The sequence below is a fragment of the Saccharothrix sp. NRRL B-16348 genome (assembly GCF_001280085.1).
Taxonomy (GTDB): Bacteria; Actinomycetota; Actinomycetes; order Mycobacteriales; family Pseudonocardiaceae; genus Actinosynnema.
Map to the genome: position 1 here is coordinate 28813 of NZ_LGED01000230.1, position 19507 is coordinate 48319.

The 19507-nt window shown below is 72.2% G+C and carries 17 protein-coding genes and 1 pseudogene; 4 read left to right on the plus strand and 14 right to left on the minus strand.

Translation table 11 applies throughout. From position 1 onward, the window contains the following. The first annotated feature begins 257 nt into the window (after positions 1-257). Positions 258-2087, plus strand: coding sequence for a DNA/RNA non-specific endonuclease (locus ADK67_RS34680; RefSeq protein WP_053720785.1), 1830 nt, complete (start codon positions 258-260; stop codon positions 2085-2087). A gap of 26 nt (positions 2088-2113) precedes the next feature. On the opposite strand, the gene ADK67_RS34685 is transcribed toward ADK67_RS34680, so the two are convergent. Then, positions 2114-2488, minus strand: a complete 375-nt coding sequence (locus ADK67_RS34685) for a DUF3592 domain-containing protein (protein ID WP_197289760.1) — start codon at positions 2486-2488, stop codon at positions 2114-2116. Positions 2489-2604: 116 nt separating this feature from the next. On the opposite strand from ADK67_RS34685, the gene ADK67_RS34690 reads away from it, so the two are divergent. Beyond that, entirely contained in the window at positions 2605-3663 is a 1059-nt protein-coding gene (locus ADK67_RS34690) for a glycosyltransferase (protein WP_331459355.1), read from the plus strand. A gap of 296 nt (positions 3664-3959) precedes the next feature. On the opposite strand, the gene ADK67_RS34695 is transcribed toward ADK67_RS34690, so the two are convergent. Together ADK67_RS34695 and ADK67_RS34700 are read right to left on the minus strand one after the other, a co-directional pair. Beyond that, positions 3960-5129, minus strand: coding sequence for a cytochrome P450 (locus tag ADK67_RS34695; RefSeq protein WP_231648490.1), 1170 nt, complete (start codon positions 5127-5129; stop codon positions 3960-3962). Positions 5130-5318: 189 nt separating this feature from the next. Continuing rightward, complete coding sequence (locus ADK67_RS34700; RefSeq protein ID WP_053720788.1) at positions 5319-5915, minus strand: CGNR zinc finger domain-containing protein; 597 nt, start codon at positions 5913-5915, stop codon at positions 5319-5321. 85 nt (positions 5916-6000) lie between these two features. Between ADK67_RS34700 and ADK67_RS34705 the strand changes: the two genes are divergently transcribed. After that, positions 6001-6783, plus strand: a complete 783-nt coding sequence (locus ADK67_RS34705) for an MBL fold metallo-hydrolase (RefSeq protein WP_053720789.1) — start codon at positions 6001-6003, stop codon at positions 6781-6783. Positions 6784-6831: 48 nt separating this feature from the next. Here the strand turns inward: ADK67_RS34705 and ADK67_RS34710 are convergent, their stop codons facing one another. The 3 genes from ADK67_RS34710 to ADK67_RS34720 form a co-directional block, all read right to left on the minus strand. After that, on the minus strand, positions 6832-7845 hold the full coding sequence (locus tag ADK67_RS34710) for a TerC/Alx family metal homeostasis membrane protein (protein ID WP_053720790.1): 1014 nt from the start codon (positions 7843-7845) through the stop codon (positions 6832-6834). Positions 7846-8087: 242 nt separating this feature from the next. Continuing rightward, complete coding sequence (locus tag ADK67_RS34715; protein ID WP_053720791.1) at positions 8088-8921, minus strand: siderophore-interacting protein; 834 nt, start codon at positions 8919-8921, stop codon at positions 8088-8090. A 27-nt stretch (positions 8922-8948) separates the two neighbouring features. Then, on the minus strand, positions 8949-10040 hold the full coding sequence (locus ADK67_RS34720; protein WP_053720792.1) for an S-(hydroxymethyl)mycothiol dehydrogenase: 1092 nt from the start codon (positions 10038-10040) through the stop codon (positions 8949-8951). A gap of 272 nt (positions 10041-10312) precedes the next feature. Between ADK67_RS34720 and ADK67_RS34725 the strand changes: the two genes are divergently transcribed. Next, positions 10313-11542, plus strand: coding sequence for an MFS transporter (locus ADK67_RS34725; RefSeq protein ID WP_197289761.1), 1230 nt, complete (start codon positions 10313-10315; stop codon positions 11540-11542). A gap of 51 nt (positions 11543-11593) precedes the next feature. Here the strand turns inward: ADK67_RS34725 and ADK67_RS34730 are convergent, their stop codons facing one another. The 8 genes and pseudogenes from ADK67_RS34730 to ADK67_RS52890 form a co-directional block, all read right to left on the minus strand. Then, complete coding sequence (locus tag ADK67_RS34730; RefSeq protein ID WP_053720794.1) at positions 11594-12043, minus strand: hypothetical protein; 450 nt, start codon at positions 12041-12043, stop codon at positions 11594-11596. Then, entirely contained in the window at positions 12036-13253 is a 1218-nt protein-coding gene (locus ADK67_RS34735) for an MFS transporter (protein WP_053720795.1), read from the minus strand. The genes ADK67_RS34730 and ADK67_RS34735 overlap by 8 nt, the downstream gene beginning before the upstream one ends. Then, positions 13253-14497 (minus strand): ATP-grasp domain-containing protein, encoded by a 1245-nt coding sequence (locus ADK67_RS34740; RefSeq protein ID WP_053720796.1) that lies wholly within the window; start codon positions 14495-14497, stop codon positions 13253-13255. The genes ADK67_RS34735 and ADK67_RS34740 overlap by 1 nt, the downstream gene beginning before the upstream one ends. Then, the gene (locus ADK67_RS34745; RefSeq protein WP_053720797.1) at positions 14494-15810 is read right to left on the minus strand and encodes a cation:proton antiporter; all 1317 of its coding nucleotides are present in this window, start codon (positions 15808-15810) and stop codon (positions 14494-14496) included. Before ADK67_RS34745 ends, ADK67_RS34740 begins: the two co-directional genes overlap by 4 nt. Positions 15811-15877: 67 nt before the next feature. Further along, on the minus strand, positions 15878-17677 hold the full coding sequence (locus ADK67_RS34750; RefSeq protein ID WP_053720798.1) for an ABC transporter substrate-binding protein: 1800 nt from the start codon (positions 17675-17677) through the stop codon (positions 15878-15880). 22 nt (positions 17678-17699) lie between these two features. Further along, complete coding sequence (locus ADK67_RS34755; RefSeq protein ID WP_053720799.1) at positions 17700-18047, minus strand: hypothetical protein; 348 nt, start codon at positions 18045-18047, stop codon at positions 17700-17702. Continuing rightward, positions 18044-18874 (minus strand): dimethylargininase, encoded by an 831-nt coding sequence (ddaH, locus tag ADK67_RS34760; protein ID WP_442974220.1) that lies wholly within the window; start codon positions 18872-18874, stop codon positions 18044-18046. The genes ADK67_RS34755 and ddaH overlap by 4 nt, the downstream gene beginning before the upstream one ends. 80 nt (positions 18875-18954) lie before the next feature. Beyond that, a pseudogene (locus ADK67_RS52890) lies at positions 18955-19507 on the minus strand (ATP-grasp domain-containing protein); the annotation flags it as partial.

A 19507-nucleotide genomic window follows, 5' to 3' on the forward strand; every position in this document is an offset into this window, starting at 1 on the left:
CCTCCAACAGGCAGGGTTTCGTCGGGGAACGTGCTCGTCCTTGAACCACAGCACGCGCACCGCGGCGGCGACAGGTCCGATCAGAGTTCAACGATCAGTCGCCCGGTGGTCAACTTTCAGCCTTCTCGGGGGTGGAGACTGCATTCGGTGGTCAGACGTTGGGCTGAACGGGTGAACGCAGCGGGGATGGGCTAACGCCGGATCGGGTGACGTCGACAGCAAGGCCACCGGCGCGCACACACAGGGGGTTTGCGCTCATGGTCAAGAAGAAGAACGGTCTGCCGTCCTCGCTGAGGCGGTTCGTGCGCACCAAGGGCGCCGACTACCTGCGCGACCCGAACGTGTCCTCGATCGGGATCGGCTACAAGGTGGCCGACGGCAAGCCGACCGACGAGATCGCCATCCAGTTCACCGTCCGGCAGAAGGCCGAGCCCGAGGCGCTGGGCGCGCTCGGCACCGCGCTGCTGCCCGAGACGATCGAGGTGGACGGCGTCCCGGTGCCCACCGACGTGCTGCAACGCGACTACAAGGTCGACTTCCACGTGGTCGAGGAGACGGTCAGCGACGTGCGCAAGACGCGCGTCGACCCCGTGGTCCCGGGCGTGAGCCTGGGGCACGTGCGGGTCTCCGCGGGCACGCTCGGCTGCGTCGTCTACGACCGGGTCGACGGCACGCCGTACGTGCTCAGCAACTGGCACGTCCTGCACGGCCCGAACGGCGCCATCGGCGAGGACGTGGTGCAGCCCGGCGTGCACGACGACAACCGCACCGACCGCAACCGGCTCGGCAGGCTCGTCCGGTCGCACCTCGGCGCGGCGGGCGACTGCGCCATCGCCACCATCGAGGACCGGGGGTTCGAGGCCGAGATCCTCGACCTCGGCGTGCACGTGGACCAGCTCGGCGAGCCCGAGCTGGGCGACAAGGTCGTCAAGAGCGGCCGGACGACCGGCGTGACGCACGGCGTGGTCCGGCGCGTCGACACCCTCGTCAAGATCGACTACGGGCCGGGCGTCGGCCAGCGGCAGATCGGCTGCTTCGAGATCGGACCCGACCCGGCGCACCCCGCCGCCGACGGCGAGATCAGCATGGGCGGCGACTCCGGCTCAGCGTGGATGTTCAAGGCGTCCAACGGCAAGACCGGCAAGACCATGGCGGGCCTGCACTTCGCGGGCGAGGCGGGCGACAGCCCGGACGAGCACGCGCTGGCGTGCCTGCCCGGCTCGGTGTTCGAGAAGCTGGGCATCACGCTCACGCCGCCGAGGAAGGTCGAGGCGGCGGCCGCGCTGGTCGGGTTCGACGAGAACTTCCTCGGCACGCCGGTCGGCGTGCCGGAGCTCGGCGAGGCGGCGCGGGCCGACGCGGTCGAGCTGAACGGCTCGGTGGTCGTCGACTACACGCACTTCTCGTTGGCGCAGAGCAAGTCGCGGCGGTTCGCGTTCTGGGTGGCGTGGAACATCGACGGCGCGGACCTGAAGTCGATCAACCGCACCGGCATCCCGTTCGTGCTCGACCCGCGGCTGCCCGCCGAGTTCCAGGTCGGCGACGAGCTGTACCGGGGCAACCGGCTCGACCGCGGCCACCTGGCCCGGCGCGCCGACCTGCTGTGGGGTCCGAAGGCGGTGGCGCAGAAGGCGAACACCGACTCGTTCTTCTTCACCAACATCACGCCCCAGATGGACGACTTCAACCAGAGCATGCGGCAGGGCCTCTGGGGTCGGCTCGAGGACGCGGTGCTGTCCGATGTGGACGTCGACGACCTGCGGGTGAGCGTCTACGGCGGCCCGGTGTTCCAGCCCGACGACCGCGTGTTCCGCGGCGTGGCGCTGCCGCGCGAGTACTGGAAGGTGATCGCGTTCACCTCGGCGGGCACGCTGAAGGCGCGGGCGTTCGTGCTGACCCAGAACCTGAACCAGCTCGAATCCCTGGACCTGGACGAGTTCCGGGTGTTCCAGGTGCGGCTGGACGAGGTCGAGGAGCGCTGCGGCTTCACGTTCCCGGCGGTGCTGACGGCGGCGGACACCCTCGTCGTGCCGGAGTCGCTGGACGAGCGCGCACCGCTGGAGGCGTTGAGCGACATCCAGTGGTGAACGACAGCCGGCGGTGAGCCCGGGCGTCAGCGCGGACGGCGGTTGTACCAGAAGATCGAGCCCACGCCGACGACGATCAACCCGAGCCCGACACCGGGCCACAGGTACAGGTTCTGCCCGTCTTCGGGGAAGTGGACGGCGCTCGGGTTGGTCCGCCGGTAGCTGACGGCCACCCGGTCGCCCTTCCCCGGCTTCCGGTCGGACGGCGGGAGGGTCTCGGTGACCTCCTCGCCGTCGGCGGTGGTGAACCGCACGGTCGACTTCCACTCGCCGCCGTCCGCGCCGCTCACCCGGAGCACCTCGGCCTGCGCGTCGACCAGGCGCCGGTCGTCCAGCACGAGCCAGCCGCCGAACGCGATCGCGGCCACGCCGCAGACGATGAAGATCACAGCCCTGAGCACCGCGGTTCCCCCCACTGTCGAGCCCACCCCGCGTTGATCTTATCGGGTGTCACCTCACCGGGTGGCGCACGCCGGCGGCGCCGGGATTTCCGGCGCTAGACTGGAGAGTGCGCTTGATGTTCGCTGCGCTCGCAGCCCACGGACACACCTATCCCTCGATCCCGCTGGCCGTCGCCGCCCGTGCCGCCGGGCACGACGTGGTGTTCGCCGCCGGTGAGCGGTTCCTGCCCGCGTTGCGCGAAGCCGGCCTGCGCGCCGTGCCCGCCGGGATGGGGATGGCCGAGGCGTTCGCCGGGGTCGCGCCCACCGAGCGGGGCATCGGCCAGGTCATCGGCGACGTGCTGCCGCGCCGGTGGTTCGCCGACCTGACGCCGTTGCTGCGCGACCACCGGCCGGACTTGCTGGTGCACGACCTGGCGACGCTCGGCGCGGCCCTGGCCGGCGCGGCGGCGGGCGTGCCCACGGTCGCGCACACGTTCGGCCGGGTGTCGCCGGGGCCGATGTCGGAGGCGATGACGGAGGCGTTCGACGCGCTGGCCGCCGAGCTGCGCGTCACGCTCCCGCCGGCCCGGCACGTCGACATCTGCCCGGATTCCGTGCAGTCGCCGGAGTTCCGCGCCACCGACCGCGTGCCGCTGCGCCCGGTCGGCTGGTCACGGCCGGGTGACGTGCCAGAACGCGGCGCGCGGCCGTTCGTGTACCTGACGCTGGGCACCGCCTACGCCTCGGCCGACGTGCTGCGGCAGTCGGTCGACGGGCTGGCCGCGCTGCCGGTGGACGTCGTCGTGGCGACCGGGCCGGTGGTGGACGTGGCGGCGTTGGGCGCGGTGCCGGACAACGTGCGGCTGACGGCGTGGGTGCCGCAGCACCGGCTGCTGCGCGAGGTCGACCTGGTCGTGCACCACGGTGGCAGCGGCACGATGCTCGGCGCGTTCGCCGCGGGTGTGCCGCAGCTGGTCGTGCCGCAGGGCGCGGACCAGTTCGGCAACGCCCAGGCCGTCCTCGACGCGGGCGCCGGCACGCGCCTGCTGCCCGGCGAGTTCGGCCGCGAGGCGGTGACGGCGGCGGCGGGCGCGCTGCTCGCGGACGACGCGGCCCGTGCGGCGGCCCGCCGGCTCGCGATCGAGATCGCCACCATGCCCTCGCCCGCAGAGGTGGTCGACCGGCTCACCTGACTGGCGCGCGGTCCTCGAGCGCCACGACATCGCGCAGCCGCACGCCGTTGCCGTTCAACCGACCCAGTGTGCCCACAGCAGCTGGACGCCGTTGCTGTTCAGCCGGCCGGCAGCCGACCGACGACCGCGTTCGCCACGACGACAACAGCACCGCCGAGCACCCGGCAGCGCCAGCAGGGCGCCGACGACGAACGCATCGCGCACTACCAGCGGCGGGCTCCCACCCCGCGTTGAGGGCCGACCCGGGCAACCCCCAGTGGATCACCCGGGCCGGTGGGCCCTACTCCCAGTTCCACCTACGGCCGGTCTGGTTCGTGAAGATGCGGCGCAACGCAGCGGTCATGGTCGTTCACCTCCTTCGCCCTCCGGTGCAGGGTGAAAGGTCGGGGGACGAGGCCGTCGGCCATCACCGGGCGGGTGTCGCCGCCGGTGACGGTCAGGCGGGCGTCGTCGGCGAGCGCGGCCACCGTCCCGGTGATCAGGACCTGGGCCGGTGACGCGCCGGCGCAGGTGAACCGACCCGCGCCGAACGGCAGGTAGGGGCCGTGCCCGCTCGGTTCGGCCCAGCGGTCGGGCCGGAACGCATCGGGGTCGGCCCAGAGCCGCTCGTCGTGGTGCGCCAGGTAGGGGCTGACCGACAGCACCTCGCCGGACCGCACGGGGACGTCGCCGAACCCGGCGGGCGCCGGGCGGACGACCATCCAGGCCATCGGCCGGTGCCGCAACGCCTCGCGCACCACCCAGTCGACCGGCCACGGCCACGGCGAGGCCGACGTGTGGAGGCAGGCCAGCAGCACCGACCACGCCACCGTGCACCCCACGGGCGCCACGATCGCCCGGAACAGCAACGCGAACAGCTCCGCGACCGTCCGGTCGGCCATCCCGTCGGGGCACGCACCGAGCACGGCGTCCAGCACGTCCCGCGGCTCGCTGGCGGCACGCGCCCGGCGTTCGGCCACCTGCTCGGCCACCCCGGCCAGCAGCCTGCCGCGCAGCACCTCCGCCCGCGCCCGCTGCCACACGCGCGGCGGGCGGATCAGCACGCCGCCGCGGGCGGCCCGCGCCAGCGACCACCGCGTCGCGTCCGGCGTGCCGGGGTGGAGCAGGAGGTCGGCCATGGCCCGGTGCACCAGGTCGATCCCGGCCTCGGGCCACGCGCTGTCCGCGGGCAGTCCGGCGACCGCGGCGGCCAGCCCGTGGCGGAAGTCGGGCACGCGGGCCCGCACCAGGTCCCGCACCGCGCGGCCGACCGCCACCTGGGCGGGCCGCGACGGCAGCAGCGCCCCGAAGAACGCGGACATCCCGTCGTTGACCACCGGGTCGCGCAACACCGCCCGCGCAAGGTCGGCGTCGCCCACGCACCAGTCGCCCCACGGCAGTCGGAACACGTCCCCCCGGGCGCGGTGGCGCAGGTGCTCGATGGCGGTCAACGGATCCCGCCGGAACCGGCGCATTTCGGTGCTCATCACAATCCCCCCGGGACCACGGTGCCACCTCTGGCGCGGAAAAGGCCCGGCGCCGGCCGGAATCCCACCAACGTGGGATACGCGCGCTGCTCGGGCACTCTCCGTCACGTCCTCTCGGGACTGGACGGGAGCCGCACCGTCCACTCAGGATTCACGCTGCGGCGCTTCTCCTGGCAACGACGGTGTTCGTCAGGAGGCCTTCAGCGTCCGGCGGGCGTAGGCGCGGGCGGCGCGGGCGCGGTCGCCGCAGCGGGTGGAGCACCAGTGGCGGCGGCCGTGCCGCAGCAGGTAGCGGTTGCACGGGGTCGAACCGCACCGGGTGAGGCGGTCGGCGTCGGGGCCGGTGAGGAAGTCGGCGGCGTTCGCGGCGAGCGTGGCGAGCGCGCGGTCGAGGATCTCGTTGGTGGGGCACGGGGTCGCGCGGTAGGGGCCGGTCCGCTCGTCCCAGTGCAGCAGGGCGGCCGTCGGCGCCTTGCTCAGCGCGTCGTTGACGGCGGACAGCGCCGTCGGCAGCGCGGGCGCCCCGTCGACCCGGGAGGCGAACAACGACCTGAGGTTCTCGCGCAGCGACCGCAGCTGTGACGCGCACACCTCCCGCACGCCGGCGTCGGCCGGCGCGAGGCCGCGGTCGAACAGCCACCGGTTCGCGCCCGCGGGCGTGCCGAGGAGGTCGGTGAACTGCCCGCCGGGCAGCGCGACGGCGCTGTTCACGAAGTCGATCGCCAGGTAGTCCTCCGCGCCGGGGGCGGGGGGCAGCGCAGCGTCGTCGGCCGGGGCGTCCCTCATGGCTCTCATGGTACGAGTTGTGTTCTTCCGTGAGAAACGGCTACCGTCTCTCACGGATAGCCCCTTGATCATCCGTGAGGTTCTGATGACCGGCACCACCAGCGAACGGCTCGCCGTCCGCGTCTTCGGCGGCCCGACCGCCCTGTTCGAGTACGGCGGGCTGCGCTTCCTGACCGACCCCACGTTCGACGCGCCCGGCGATTACCCCTTGCCGCGCGGCAACCTGACCAAGACCGCGCCCTCCGCCGCCGCGCCCGCGGACCTCGGCCGGGTGGACGTCGTCCTGCTCTCCCACGACGAGCACCCGGACAACCTCGACCACGCCGGCCGGGCGCTCCTCGCCGACGTCCCGCTCACCCTCACCACCCCCGGCGGCGGGCAGCGGCTGGGTGGGCAGGCCAAGGGGCTCGCCGACTGGGAGTCGGTCCGGCTCGACCGCCCCGACGGCGGCACGGTCACGGTGACCGGCGTGCCCGCCATCCACGGCCCGCTGGCCCGTGACGCGGTCGAGCCGATCACCGGCCAGGTCGTCGGCTTCGTGCTGACCGGTGACGGCCTGCCCACGGTCTACGTCAGCGGCGACAACGCCTCGCTCGACGCGGTCAGGCAGGTCGCCGAGCGCTTCGGCCCGGTGGACACCGCCGTCCTCTTCGCCGGCGCGCCCCGCTTCCCGGTGCTCTTCGACGGCGCGGCGCTCGTCCTGGACAGCGCGCAGGCCGCCGAGGCCGCCGCGATCCTCGGCGCGCGCCAGGTGGTGCCCGTCCACTACGACAGCTGGGCCCACTTCACCGAGGGCCGTGACGACCTGGTGGCCGCGTTCACCGCCGCCGGGCTGCTCGACCGCCTGGACCTGGGCGACCGGGGCTGACCCGGATCCAGCCGGCGACCGTCCGCGTCGGACGGTCGCCGGAGGTGGTCAGTCCCGCGGCGCGGCGGCCTCCTCCTCGTCGGCACGCCGTCGGCTGCGCAGGCTCGTCACCGTCACGACCGCGAGGACGCCGATGATCACCACCAGCGAGACCGGGGTGGGGATCTCGGGCACACCCGGCCAGATGCCGTGCGCCCAGTGCAGCACCAGCTTCGCGCCGATGAAGGCGAGGATGATCGCCAGGCCGTGGTTGAGGTGGACGAGCTTGGCCAGCGCGGTGTGCAGCACGAAGTACAGGGCGCGCAGGCCGAGCAGGGCGAAGGCGTTGGTGGCGAAGACGAGGTAGGGGTCGTCGGTGATGCCGTAGACCGCGGGCACCGAGTCGACGGCGAACACCACGTCGGTGGCGAACACCGCGACCACCACGACCGCCAACGGCGTGAGCGCACGGCGCCCGTGCTCGCGCACGGTCAGGCGGGCACCGCGGTAGTCGTCGGTGACCGGCATCAGCCGGCGCAGCAGCCGCACCGACCGCATCCGGGAGACGTCGCGCTCGGCCGCCGGTCCGCTGACCGCGTCGTGGAGCAGCTTCACCGCCGAAGCGAACAGGACCAGCCCGAACACCAGGAACGCCCACGTGCCGGCGGCCAGCATCGCCGCGCCGGCCGCGATGAACACGCCGCGCAGCACCAGGGCTCCGACGATGCCGTAGAGCAGCACGCGTTGCTGCACGTCGGACGGGACGGCGAAGGCGGCGAGCAGCAGCATGAAGACGAACAGGTTGTCCACCGACAGCGACTTCTCGACCACGAACCCGGTCATGAACTCCAGCGCCCGGTCGGTCCCGAACGCGTGCCACAACCAGAACCCGAACACCACCGGCAGCGTCAGGTAGAACACCGACCACCCCGCGGCCTCCCGCACCGACACCTCGTGCGGACGGCGGGTGACCACGAAATCGGCGACCAGCAGCGCCACCAGGACGGCGATGCTCACCAACCACAGACCCGGTGAACCGACGGACTCGACCGGGCTCGCCGGAACGGCGACGTGCACAGGCATCAAGGCTCCTCGAACGTGGCAGTCCGAGGTCTCCTTCACCCTGGCGGGCGGCCTGCCGGGGACATCTCACGGGATGTCCGTACTGACCGGCCAGACACTTGGGAAGTACTCCCCTCAAGGTCCAGTATCGGGCACCGCGTCCACCGAGTAAAGCCGCTGGACCTCGGCGCCCCCGGTTCGCGGCCGCGGCCGACAGGTCCGAAGTGGACGCCGATCGCCGTCGGAGCGGCGCGGACGGGCCGTCACGTCCGGGCGGCGCCGAGCTTCCAGTAGCCGCTGAACATCACGGACCGGCGGTCCACGCCGCGTTCCTTCACCAGGTGGCGGCGGACGGCGGTGGCCAGGGTCGACTCGCCGCACACCCAGGCGTAGTCCGGCGCCGGGGACGGCAGGTCGGCCACCGCGCGGAGCAGGTGCGAGCCCGGGGTGTCCGCGCCGCGGTACAGCCAGGTGACGGGCGCGTCGACGTCCACCCGGTAGCCCTCGTCGGGCACTTCGGCGAAGATCCGGGCGTCCGCGGGCACGCCGGCCTCCAGGATCGCGCCCAACGCGGGCAGCGCGGTCTCGTCGGCGGCCAGCAGGACCGTGCCGGTCGGCGGTGGGCGGTAGCCGGAGTTGCCCGCGCGGAAGCCGACGGACCGGCCCACCTCGGCGCGCGTCGCCCACCGGGTGCCCGGCCCGGCGTCGCCGTGCAGGACGAAGTCCACGTCGATCTCGGCCGGCTCGGGGCGGTGGGCCCGGACGGTGTACCACCGCAGGTCCGGCTGGTCCTCGGCGGGCAGGGCGCGGATCGCGGTGCGGACGTTGACGCGGTCCGCGCTCGGCATCGTCAACGGGCGGTCGGGCGGCGGCATCAGCAGGCCGAAGCACTCGTCCGGGCCGGTGACGCGGTAGTCGGCGAACTCCGGCGCCCGGAACGTCACCCGGCGCAGGTGCGGCGCGAGGTCGGCGACCGCGGTGACCGTCATGGGGAACTGGTCGAACACGTCGCGCTGGTTGGGCGTCGCCGTGACCAGGCTTGCGGCCTTGGTGAGCACCTTGAGCTGCAACTGGTCCAACGCCGAGTACCGGGGCATGCAGGTTAGGCTAACCTAAACGAGCCGTCAGGCGAAGACCACGACGCTGCGCAGCACGTCACCCGAGCGCATCGCGGTGAACGCACGCTCCACGTCGGCGACCGCGATGCGCTCGGTGACGAAGTGGTCCAGGGGCAGGCGGCCCTGGAGGTGCAGGTCGACCAGCGGGGCGAAGTCGCGCGACGGGAGGCAGTCGCCGTACCAGCTCGTGCGGTAGGTGCCGTTGCGCAGGAACGTGTCCAGCAACGGCAGCTCCAGGCGCATCTCGGAGTCGGGGCGGGCCACCAGCACGAACGTGCCGCCGAGCGCCCTGGCGTAGAACGCCTGCCGCCACGTCTCGGGCGTGCCGGCGGCGTCGATCACCACGTCCGCGCCGAGGTCGTCGGTCAGGGCGCGGATGGCGGCCACCACGTCCGGGGTCTGCCGGGCGTCGACCACGTCCGTGGCGCCCAGCGCCCTGGCGTGCCACAGCTTCCGCTCGTCGAGGTCCACCGCGATGATCGTGGTGGCGCCGGCGAGCTTGGCGCCCGCGACGGCCGCGCAGCCGACACCGCCCACGCCGATCACGGCGACCGTGTCGCCGGTGGTGACGCCGCCGGTGTTCATCGCCGCGCCCAGGCCCGACATGACGCCGCACCCCAGGAGGGCAGCGACCGCCGGATCCGCCTTGGGCGAGACCGGGGTGCACTGCCCCGCGTGCACCAGGGTCAGCTCGGTGAACGCGCCGATGCCCAGCGCGGGTTGCAGCGGCGTGCCGTCGGTCAGGGTCATCCTGGTGGTCGCGGTGTGGTCGTCCACGCAGGCCTCGGCTCTGCCGCGGCGGCACGCGCGGCAGCGTCCGCAGACCGCGCGCCAGTTCAGCACCACGAAGTCGCCGGGCGCCACGGTGTCCACGCCGGGGCCGACCTGCTCGACGACGCCGGACGCCTCGTGGCCCAGCAGGTACGGGTAGGCGTCGCCGATCACGCCGTCGCGGTAGTGCAGGTCGGTGTGGCAGACGCCGGATGCCAGGACGCGGACGGTCGCCTCGCCGGGGCCGGGATCGGGGACGACGATGTCGTGGCTGCCGACCGGTTCGCCCTTGCCCGTGGCGACCACTGCCTTGACGATCCTCGACATCGCGAGCCTCCACGTCGACCGGGGCCTCGTACGGCGACCAGGATAGGTGAGGCAACCTCGGGCGACCGGCGCAGCGGGAGTGCCGCCGGTCGGCGTCATTCGGAATCCCTATGAGCGGGTGTCGCATACCGCGTCGAACGTCCAGCCGCGTTGACCTCTTCGGCGCAACGTGCGATAGCTGAAGCGGTGTTTTCGCTGCACACGGCGCGTGGCAGCATGAACGGGCCCGGAGGACGGCTGCCGCGAGGCGGATCTGGAGAACCATGAGCACCGTGCCGAGAGTCGCGGCCGGCATCACCGCCTTCGCGGTGTTCGCGACCACCGTCAGCTTCGTCATCTCCATGGCGGGCTCGTCGATGAAGTCCACCGTCCAGGTGCTGTTCCTGCCGATCGCGGACGACTTCGACGTCAGCCGCGGCGCGCTCGCGGTCGGCACCACGCTGTTCGCCGTCGTGACGGCGCTCGCGTCGTCGGCGGTGGGCCACCTGGCCGACCGGATCGGCGCGGTGCCGGTGCTGGCGATCGGCGCGGGCATCACCGGCGTGGTGCTCGTGGTCTGCGCGGTGGCGACGGACATCCGGGTGTTCGTGCCGACCTACGGCGTCCTCGGCGCGATCGGCTGCACGATGCTGTCGTTCGTGCCGCTGGGCGTGCTCGCCGACCAGCTGTTCCAGGGCCGCAACGCCGGGTTCCTGTACGCGGTGCTGACCAACGGCGCGGCCGTCGGGTTCATGGTGCTCGTGCCGCTGTGGACGTTCCTGGGCACGGTCACGTCGTGGCGGCAGATCCTGCTCGGCGTCGGAGTGGTGTTCCTGGTCGTGCTGCTGCCGCTGTCGTTGCTGCTGGTGCGCTACTCCAACCGCAACGCCACGCCGCCCGCGCCCGCCGAGCACGGCTTCTGGGCGGGCATCCGCATGGCGTTGGCGGACAAGCGGGTGCGCGGCCTCATCCTGCCGTTCTTCGCGTGCGGCACGACCATGGCGTTCATCGACGTCCACCTGTTCCCGCACATGCACGACCACGGCGTCGCGCCGGTGACCAGCTCGGTGGCGTTCGTGCTGCTGGGCGGGCTGGAGATCGTCGGCTCGCTGGTGGCGGGCCGGCTGTGCGACAAGGGTCTGATCCGGGCCACGCTGATCGGCGGCTACGCGCTGCGCGCCGGGGCGATGATGATCGCGCCGTTCTTCGCCGCCGAGTTCACCGTGCTGGTGTTCGGCGCGCTGTTCGGCGCGAGCTACCTGATCACGGTCGTCGCCACCACGATGTGGATCGCGAAGATCCTGCCGCGCGGCCGCAAGGGCACCACGATCGGCGTGCTCTGGGCGCTGCACATGGTCGCCGTCGCGGTCGGCAGCCAGCTCGGCGCGGTCCTGGCCGACGCCGCGGGCAGCTACCTGCCGGTCATCCTGGTCAGCGTCGCGCTCACGCTCGGCGCGATCGTCCTGGTGGCGCTCCAGCCGGACCCGGACGCCGTCGACGCTGAAGCGCCCGTGGCGGCCTGAGCGCACGGGAAAGCCCCCGTCCTCGATCCGGGACGGGGGCTTCCGCGCGGGTCACGCCTGGCGCGTGATGTCCATGTACCAGTTGGTTTCCCAGGTCTGCCCGCCGTCGGCCGACATGGCCTGCTCCCACCGCGCCGAGTCACCGGTGATGCGGTGCCACCGGAAGCGGATGCGGACCGGGACGCCGTCCTGCACCTCGTCGCCGTGGAACGTGCCGACGCCGTCGGTGAAGGAGCCGAACAGCGGCGGGAAGAACACGCCCGAGTCGCTGCTCGCCCAGTTCAGCGACCAGCGGCCGGTGGCGGCGTCGTACAGCCGCACGGTCAGGCCGGACGTCCCGTCGGGGAACGTGATCTCGTCCACGTTCCCCGCGCCGCCGAAGATCGGGCGCACCTCCGAGGTGGAGGTGAACTCCTCCCAGTCGTCGCTGCCCACCAGCCGCCGCCGGAGCCTGCGGTTGTGGATCGACCACCGGCCGGTCAGGAAGTCGAAGTCACCCACCGTCCTCGACCTCCGCGCGGTCCCGGGTGGCCGCGTAGCCCGCGACGGCCGCCGCCAGCCCGAACAGCGCCAGCACCGGCCACGCGCCGTGACCCAGCTGGAGGAACAGGAAACCGCCGAGGATGGGGCCCGCGGCAGCACCGAGGCCGTACACGAACTGGAAGCTGCCGATGTAGCGGCCCTTGAGGTGCGCGGGACCGGCCATGCCGGGGTAGGCGAACACCACGGGCCCGCCGATGATCTCGCCCAGCGTCCAGACCAGCGTGCCCGCGACGATCACCGCCGGCCCCAGCGGCAGCGCGTACACCGCGATGCCGATGCCGACCAGCGCGTAGGCGACGCCCACGACCAGCTTGGGCCGCATGTGCTGCGTCTTCTTCGTCACCACCAGCTCGAACAGGATGACCGCGCCACCGTTCAACGCGACCGCGAGCGTGTACCAGAAGATCGGCACCCCGGACGCCTGGACGTCCAGCGGCAGCGTCGACAGGTACTGCACGTAGACCACGGCGTTGAAGAACGTCGCCGCCAGGTACAGCAGGTAGCGGCGGTCCCGCAGCACGTCGGCGTAGCTGCCCGCGGGGGCCTCGTCGGCCGTGTCCTTCACGCCCGTCTTCGCGGGCAGCACCCGGAACGCGACCACCGCGTACACCGCCGCGACCACCGCCTCGGCCCAGAACAGCAGGGTGTAGTCGTCACCGCCGAGCTGGTAGAGGCCGAAGCCGATCAGCGGCGCGGCGGTCGTGCCCAGGTTCAGGCCGAACCGGTACATGGCGAACACCATGACCTGCCGGTCGTCGGGCGTGAGCTCGGACAGCAGGGTCGCCGACGCGGGCCGGTAGATCTGGGACACCGCGCCGAGCAGCGCCACCGCGGCGACCAGCAGCGCGTACTCCGGCAGGTAGAGCAGCGCGGCGGTGAGCAGGGCCGCGCCGCCCATGCTGAGCACGGTGGAGTTGCGCGCGCCCAGCCGGTCGGCCAGCGCGCCGCCGACGAGGACGCCGATGACGTTGCCGACGCCGTAGACGCCCAGCGCCGTCGCCGCCTGGCCGGTGGAGAAGCCCTGCGCCGTCAGGAACAGCACGAGGAAGATGTTGAGGAACCCACCGACCTTGTTCACGAACACGCCGGCCAGCACGGCTTTCACGGCCGGCGGCGACTCGACGAACGTCTGCCAGATGCCTTGGTCGGTGCTCTTCGCGGTGCTCATCAGGCGCTCTTCACGTCCAGTGCGGCCTCGGCCGCGTCGAGTCGGGCGGAGACCTCGTCGCGCGAGGCGCCGGTGGCGATGGCGAAGGCGATGCGGCCCCACACCGTGCCCTTGGGCGGCGGGGAGACGACCGCGCCGGGCTGCGCGACCGTGACGACGCGGTCGATGCCCTCGGGGAGCTTGGCGGAGTCGAACGCCAGCGAGCCGAGCGTGGTGTCCTCCTCCTCGACGTAGAAGAACCGGATGCCCGCCACGCGGTCGTGCGCGTGCGCGACGTCCACCTCGCCGCCGGTGGCCGCGCCCGCCGCGACCAGGCCGGGGTCCACGCCCGTGGCGAGCAGGCCGAGGTAGGGGATCATGTCGCCGCCGAGGCGGCCGTTGACCTCGATGACCTTGGGACCCTCGGCGGTCAGCATGTACTCGGCGTGCGTGATGCCGTCGGTGAAGCCCAGCGCCTTGTGCGTCCGCTGCGCCACGTCGAGCAGCACGTCGTCGGTGAGCAGCGGGTCGGAGGCGTCCACGAAGTGGCCGACCTCCTCGGCGTACGGGTGGTAGCCGACGACCTTGCGGCCGACGAACAGCGGCGTCACGACACCGTCGCGCACCACCGAGTCGACGCTGATCTCCTCGCCCGACACGAACTCCTCGACCAGGATCGGCTGGTCGGTGTCGAACACCACCGGCTCGGGCCCGCGCGCCGCCTCGGTGAACGCGAAGTTCGCGCGCACCTCCCGCTCGTCGTGCACCTTGATCACGCCGAGGCTCGCGCCGAGGCCGCGCGGCTTGAGGATCGCCGGGTACCCGACCTCGGCCGCCGCCGCGACCGCGTCGTCCACGGTCTTGACGGGGATCGACCGGGGCTGCGGCACGCCCGACGCCTTGAGCGCGGCCCGCGTGCCGCCCTTGTCGCGCAGGCGCCAGATCACGTCCGGGTCGCCGTTGCGCAGCCCCAGGGCCCGCGCGACGAACGCCGTGGCGTGGATGCGCACCTCGTCCCAGCACAGCACACCGGAGAACGGCGTCGCGGCGTGGATCTCCGCCGCCGCCGCGGCCATGGCCGGCCCGTCCGTGGTCGACGGCAGCACGGTCCAGCCGGACACGTACTCCTTCTCCCAGTCGGGCTCGGCGGTCAGGAACAGGTGCACCCGGTACTCCGCGCTGATCGAGCGCAGCAGGTACTCGCGGTACAACCGCATTCCGGTCGCGACCACGAGCAGCAGGGGCCGCTGGTCGGTCTTGCTCATCGGTGCTCCACTCTCGATAGGACTTGCACACCGCCGAACGCCTTCTCGCGCTCGCGTTCCTCGTCGGTCACGGCGATCCGCCGTGCCGCGTACCGCAACGTCGGCGGCGCCATCAGCGACGTCACGACCGACACCAGCACCACGACCGTGTAAGCCTCGGTCGACAGCACCTCCAGCCGCAAGCCCACCAGCGCCACGATCACGCCGATGACCCCGCGCGCGTTGAGCCCCGCGCCGAGCGCGAGACCTTCCCAGTGGCTCAGCCGGGCCAGCCGGGCGCCCGCGTAGGCGCCCGCGAACTTGCCGACCACGGCCAGCAGCAGCACGGCCAGCGCCGCGCCGAGCACGGCCGGGTGCCGCAGGGCCGTGAGGTCCATCCGCAGCCCCGCCGTGGCGAAGAACAACGGCGCCAGGACGCCCATCACGAACGTCCGCAGCACGGCGAGCGGCTCATGGGCGACACCGCCGACCGACGAGATGACCAGACCGCACACGAACGCCCCCAGCACCGGCTCGAGGTCCAAGGCGTGCGTGCCGGCGGCGGACGCTATCACCAGCAACACGACCACCGCCACGGTCACCCCGGGATCACCGGAACGCTCCGCGAGGCGCAACGCGCCACGCGCCAGGGGCCGCATCGCGACCACGGCGAGGACGAGCACCACGGCCAGCGCGCCCAGCGCCCACGCCACGTGCCCGGCGGTCAGCCCGGAGGCGGCCATCCCGGACACCACGGCCAGCAGCGACCAGCCCACCACGTCGTCCACGGCGGCGGCCGTGACGGTGAGCTGCCCGATGTCGCGGTGCATGAGGTTCATCTCCAGCAGCACCTTGGCGATCACCGGGATGGCGCTCACGCACACCGCCACACCCAGGAACAGGGCGAAGACCGGCCGGTCCGCCGCCGGGCCGAGCAGGGCGGCGGGTAAGAGGAACCCGGCGCCGACGCCGAGCCCCAGCGGCAGGAGCAGCCCTCCCGCGCCGACCCAGGTGGCGGCCCGGCGCTGCCGGCGGACCAGGCCGAGGTCGAGGTGCATGCCGGTGAACCCCACCAGCAGCAGCACCCCGAACTGGCCGACCGCGTCGAGCAGGTGCAGCTGGGCCGCGTTGTCGAACACTGGGGCGAACGTGCCCAGCAGCGACGGCCCGAGGGCGACGCCGGACGCCAGCTCGCCGACGACGGCGGGCATCCCGAGTCGGACGGCGAGCCGCCCGAGCAGGAGCGCCATGCCCAGCAGCACGGCGACTTGGAGGAGGAACATGAGCAGCGGGTGCGCGCCGAGCGTGCTCGGCGGCGCGGCGGACAGGACCACGGTGGGACCCCCTGTTGAACGGTGGAGAAACGGCCCGGGGCCCGGTGCGGACCCCGTGCCGCGGGGATCAGTCGCGGTAGTACCAGTTCTCGGGGTTGATCATCCCGTACGGGTTGACCGGCCCGAACCCGCCGAGCGTGTTGGCTACCTCGAACAGCCGGATCGGGAAGTTCGGCGTGAAGATGACCGGCACCTCGTTGGCGATGTAGTCCTGGTACTCGTAGAGCACGTCCAGGTCGTCGCTGGTGACGGTGCGCTCGATCAGCGCGTCGGCCTTCGGGTCGCTGTAGAAGCCGAAGTTGCCGCCCGCCTTGGTGGAGAACAGGATCTCGCCGGTCGGGTGGTGGTAGGCCCAGCCGCCGTTCCAGCAGCACATCTCCCACGTGCACGGCGTGATGGCGGTCGGCTCGCACGGCGCGTCCTCGGCGACGAGGATCGAGCCGTACACCTCTTCGAGGCGCAGCTCGATGCCCGCCCGCGCGGCGGCGTCGCGGAAGTTCTCCATCACCCGGGTCAGGGCCGGGCGGCCCTCGACGTAGCGCAGCAGGATCGACAGCTTCGTGCCCGCGGGGATGCCCGCGCCCGCCTCGCCCGGACCCGTGCCCGGTCGCACGCACACCGCGGGCGTGACGCTGGTGTCCCAGCCGTTCGCCTCCAGCAGCGCCTTGGCGTTCTCCGGGGAGAACGGCAGCGGCCACGCGCCCTCGCGCTGGCGCGGCGAGACGTACTCCGTCCTCGGGTACATCGGCACCGGGCCGTTCTGGCGGTACGCGTAGCCCTGGTAGATGTCGCGCACCGCGGTGTCCTGGTCCAAAGAGGACTGGAGCGCCTGGCGGATGTACGTCTGCGCGAACATCTTGCCGACCACGGTCGGGTTGTTGAAGTTCAGCGAGATGTACCGGATGCAGAACGCGGACTGCGGGAACATCGTGTACTCGGTCAGCGGGTTCGGCCCGCCGACCACCGGGTCGACCGCGGGCTCCGTGGCGAAGCTCAGCGGCAGGTAGCCGACCTGGATGCCGTGCTCGGCGTCCGGGCCTGCCTTCAGCATCTCGTACTGCTCCTCGTCGGAGAACGTCGGCACCTGGCGGAACTCGTCCAGGTACGGCTTGTTCGGCCCCGAGTAGTGCTCGTTGGGCACGAACGTGACCACGCCCTCCAGCGTGTAGCTCTTGAGCCGCCACGGGCCGCTCACGATGCTCCAGATGGGGCTGTCGGCCCACTTGGTGCGGTGGGCGTTGCCCTCGTCGACGATGTTGCCCTGCTGCGCCATCAGGTACTCGTAGACCGCCTCGACGTCGGCGAGGTCGCCGGAGGCGTTCGCCGGGCCCGCCTCGGTGCGGTCCCACGCCTTGGGCAGCGGCGTGATCGTGCTGAGCTGGTTGTAGAGCACCCAGTGCTTGGAGTAGACCTTGTCGAACGTGAAGAACACCTCGTCGTCGGCGACCTTGCCGTAGTCGGTGAGGTTGTCCGGGAAGTAGCCGGGGACGTACTCGCCGTACCGGGAGCCCTTGACCTTCATCAGGTTCACCCAGAACAGCACGTTCTCGGCGGACAGCGTCTCGCCGTTGGACCACTTCCACGGCTTGACCTTGACCCGCACGGTCAGGCCGTCCTCGCTCCACACCGGCTCCTCGCCGATGCTCTGCGCGTAGTCGACGTTCGGGGTGCCGTCGCTGCCGAAGTAGTACAGCGTCCGGTACATCAGCGCCTGGAACTCCAGGATGTTGCGGGTGCCCATGCGCTCGGCCGGCGTGAACGGGAAGATCACGGCGGGCGGGAAGCCCGGCGCGCACGCCCACGTGACGACGCCGCCCTTGCGCGGTGTGCCGTCCGTGCCGGCGGTGATGGTGCTCGCGGAAGTCATGGCTGCTCGTCGGCCTCTCGGGTCAGTTCGTGGTCTGGGCGGGGATTTCCTCGATGGTCGAGACGCCGGACGCGGCGTGCTCGCCGAAGCGCTCCCACACCTCGTCGAGGCGGATGCGGCCGTCGTCCAGCACCTTCGGCGTGCTGCGGCAGTGCCCGGAGATGACCTGGCCGTCGTCGAGGACCATGCAGTAGGCGAAGTCCAGCGCGCCGTCGGGCTTCGCGGTGCCGGTCAGCGCGCCGCGCCGGGCCTTGCCGCCGAGGAACTCGCCCCAGAGCAGGTCGCCGTCCTGGTGGTACACGGCGACCCGGCTCTCCTCCGGGCCGCCACCGGTGACCGGGTGGAACCTCTTGCCGTCGTAGTTGATCATCGAGCTGGCTCCCCACGCAGTTCGAGCGTGCAGCACTTCGCGCTGCCGCCGGATTTGAGAAGTTCGGACAGGTCGACACCAATGGGCGTGAAGCCCCGGTCGGCGAGCTGGTCCGCCAGGTGCGTGGCCTCCTGCGCCAGCAGGACGTGCTTGCCGTCGCTGACCGCGTTGAGGCCGAACACCTCGGCGTCGTGGTCGCCGGCGATCACGGCGTCGGGGTACAGGGAGCGCAGCACGCCCCTGCTCCACGTCGAGAACGCCTCGGGGTAGTACATGATCAGGTCGTCGTCCAGCACGGCCAGCGCCGTGTCGAGGTGGTAGAACCGCGGGTCGACCAGGTCGAGCGTGACGACCTCGCGCCGGAAGAACCGGGCCGCCTCCACGTGCGAGCGCTGGTCGGTGCGGAAGCCCGTGCCCGCCAGGATCCGGTCGCCCACCAGCAGGTAGTCGCCCTCGCCCTCGTTCACCCAGAACGCCTCCTGCGTGCGGAAGCCGTGCTCGCGGAACCACTCCAGGTACGCCGGTCCCTCCGCCTCGCGCTGCCGGAAGCGGAACCGCGCCGACAGGACCCGCCCGTCCACGACGGTCGCCCCGTTCGCGGCGAACACCATGTCCGGCAGCCCCGGCTCGGGTTCGATCAGCTCGACGTCGTGGCCGAGGTCCAGGTACAGCGACCGCAGCCGGCTCCACTGGAGCAGGGCGATGGACGCGTCGGTCGGCTTCTCGGGGTTCATCCACGGGTTGATGGAGTAGGAGACGTCGAAGTGCTCCGGCGGGCACATCAGGTACCTGCGGCGGCGCGCGGTGCGTTGCTCGGGCTCGGACACGGCGGTGGAGTCCTCTCTGGCCGGGGCGCCACCGGTCCGCCGCATGTGACGCGGGAGGGCCGGCGACGCCTGCGGTGTAGCTACTGGAAATCGACCTCGATCTTGGCTGCGTAGTCGTTCATCAGGGCGAAGGCGTCGGCCTCCGAGGTGCCGGTGGCGCCGAGGAAGCCGATGATCGTGTTGCCGTCCGGCGGGCGTTTCACGACGTCGCCCGGTCGTGCGGTGATCTTGAGCAGGAACACGCGGTCGGAGCTGGACACCTCGTCGGGCACGCGCACCTCGCGCACCACGCCGGCGTCGGAGATCAGGCACATCGCGGCGATGTGCGTGCCGGTGGGCCGGAAGTGGCGGACGTCGGGCCGTCGGCCGGCGGCGATGTCGACCACGGCCGCGATCGGGTCGTGCTCGGCGGTGATGCGGGCGATCATGTCCAGCCCGCCGCCGCCGACCCGGGCCGCGATCTCCAGCAGGTAGGGCCTGCCGTCGTGGAAGCGGATCTCGGCGTGCATGACGCTGTTGGTGAGGCCCTGTGCCAGCGCGCCCGCCGTGACGACCTCGTGCACGGCTTTCAGGTCGTGCGGGCTCATCGACGTCGGCGCGTGGTGCACGTCGTCGTCGAACGTCCCGCCCTCG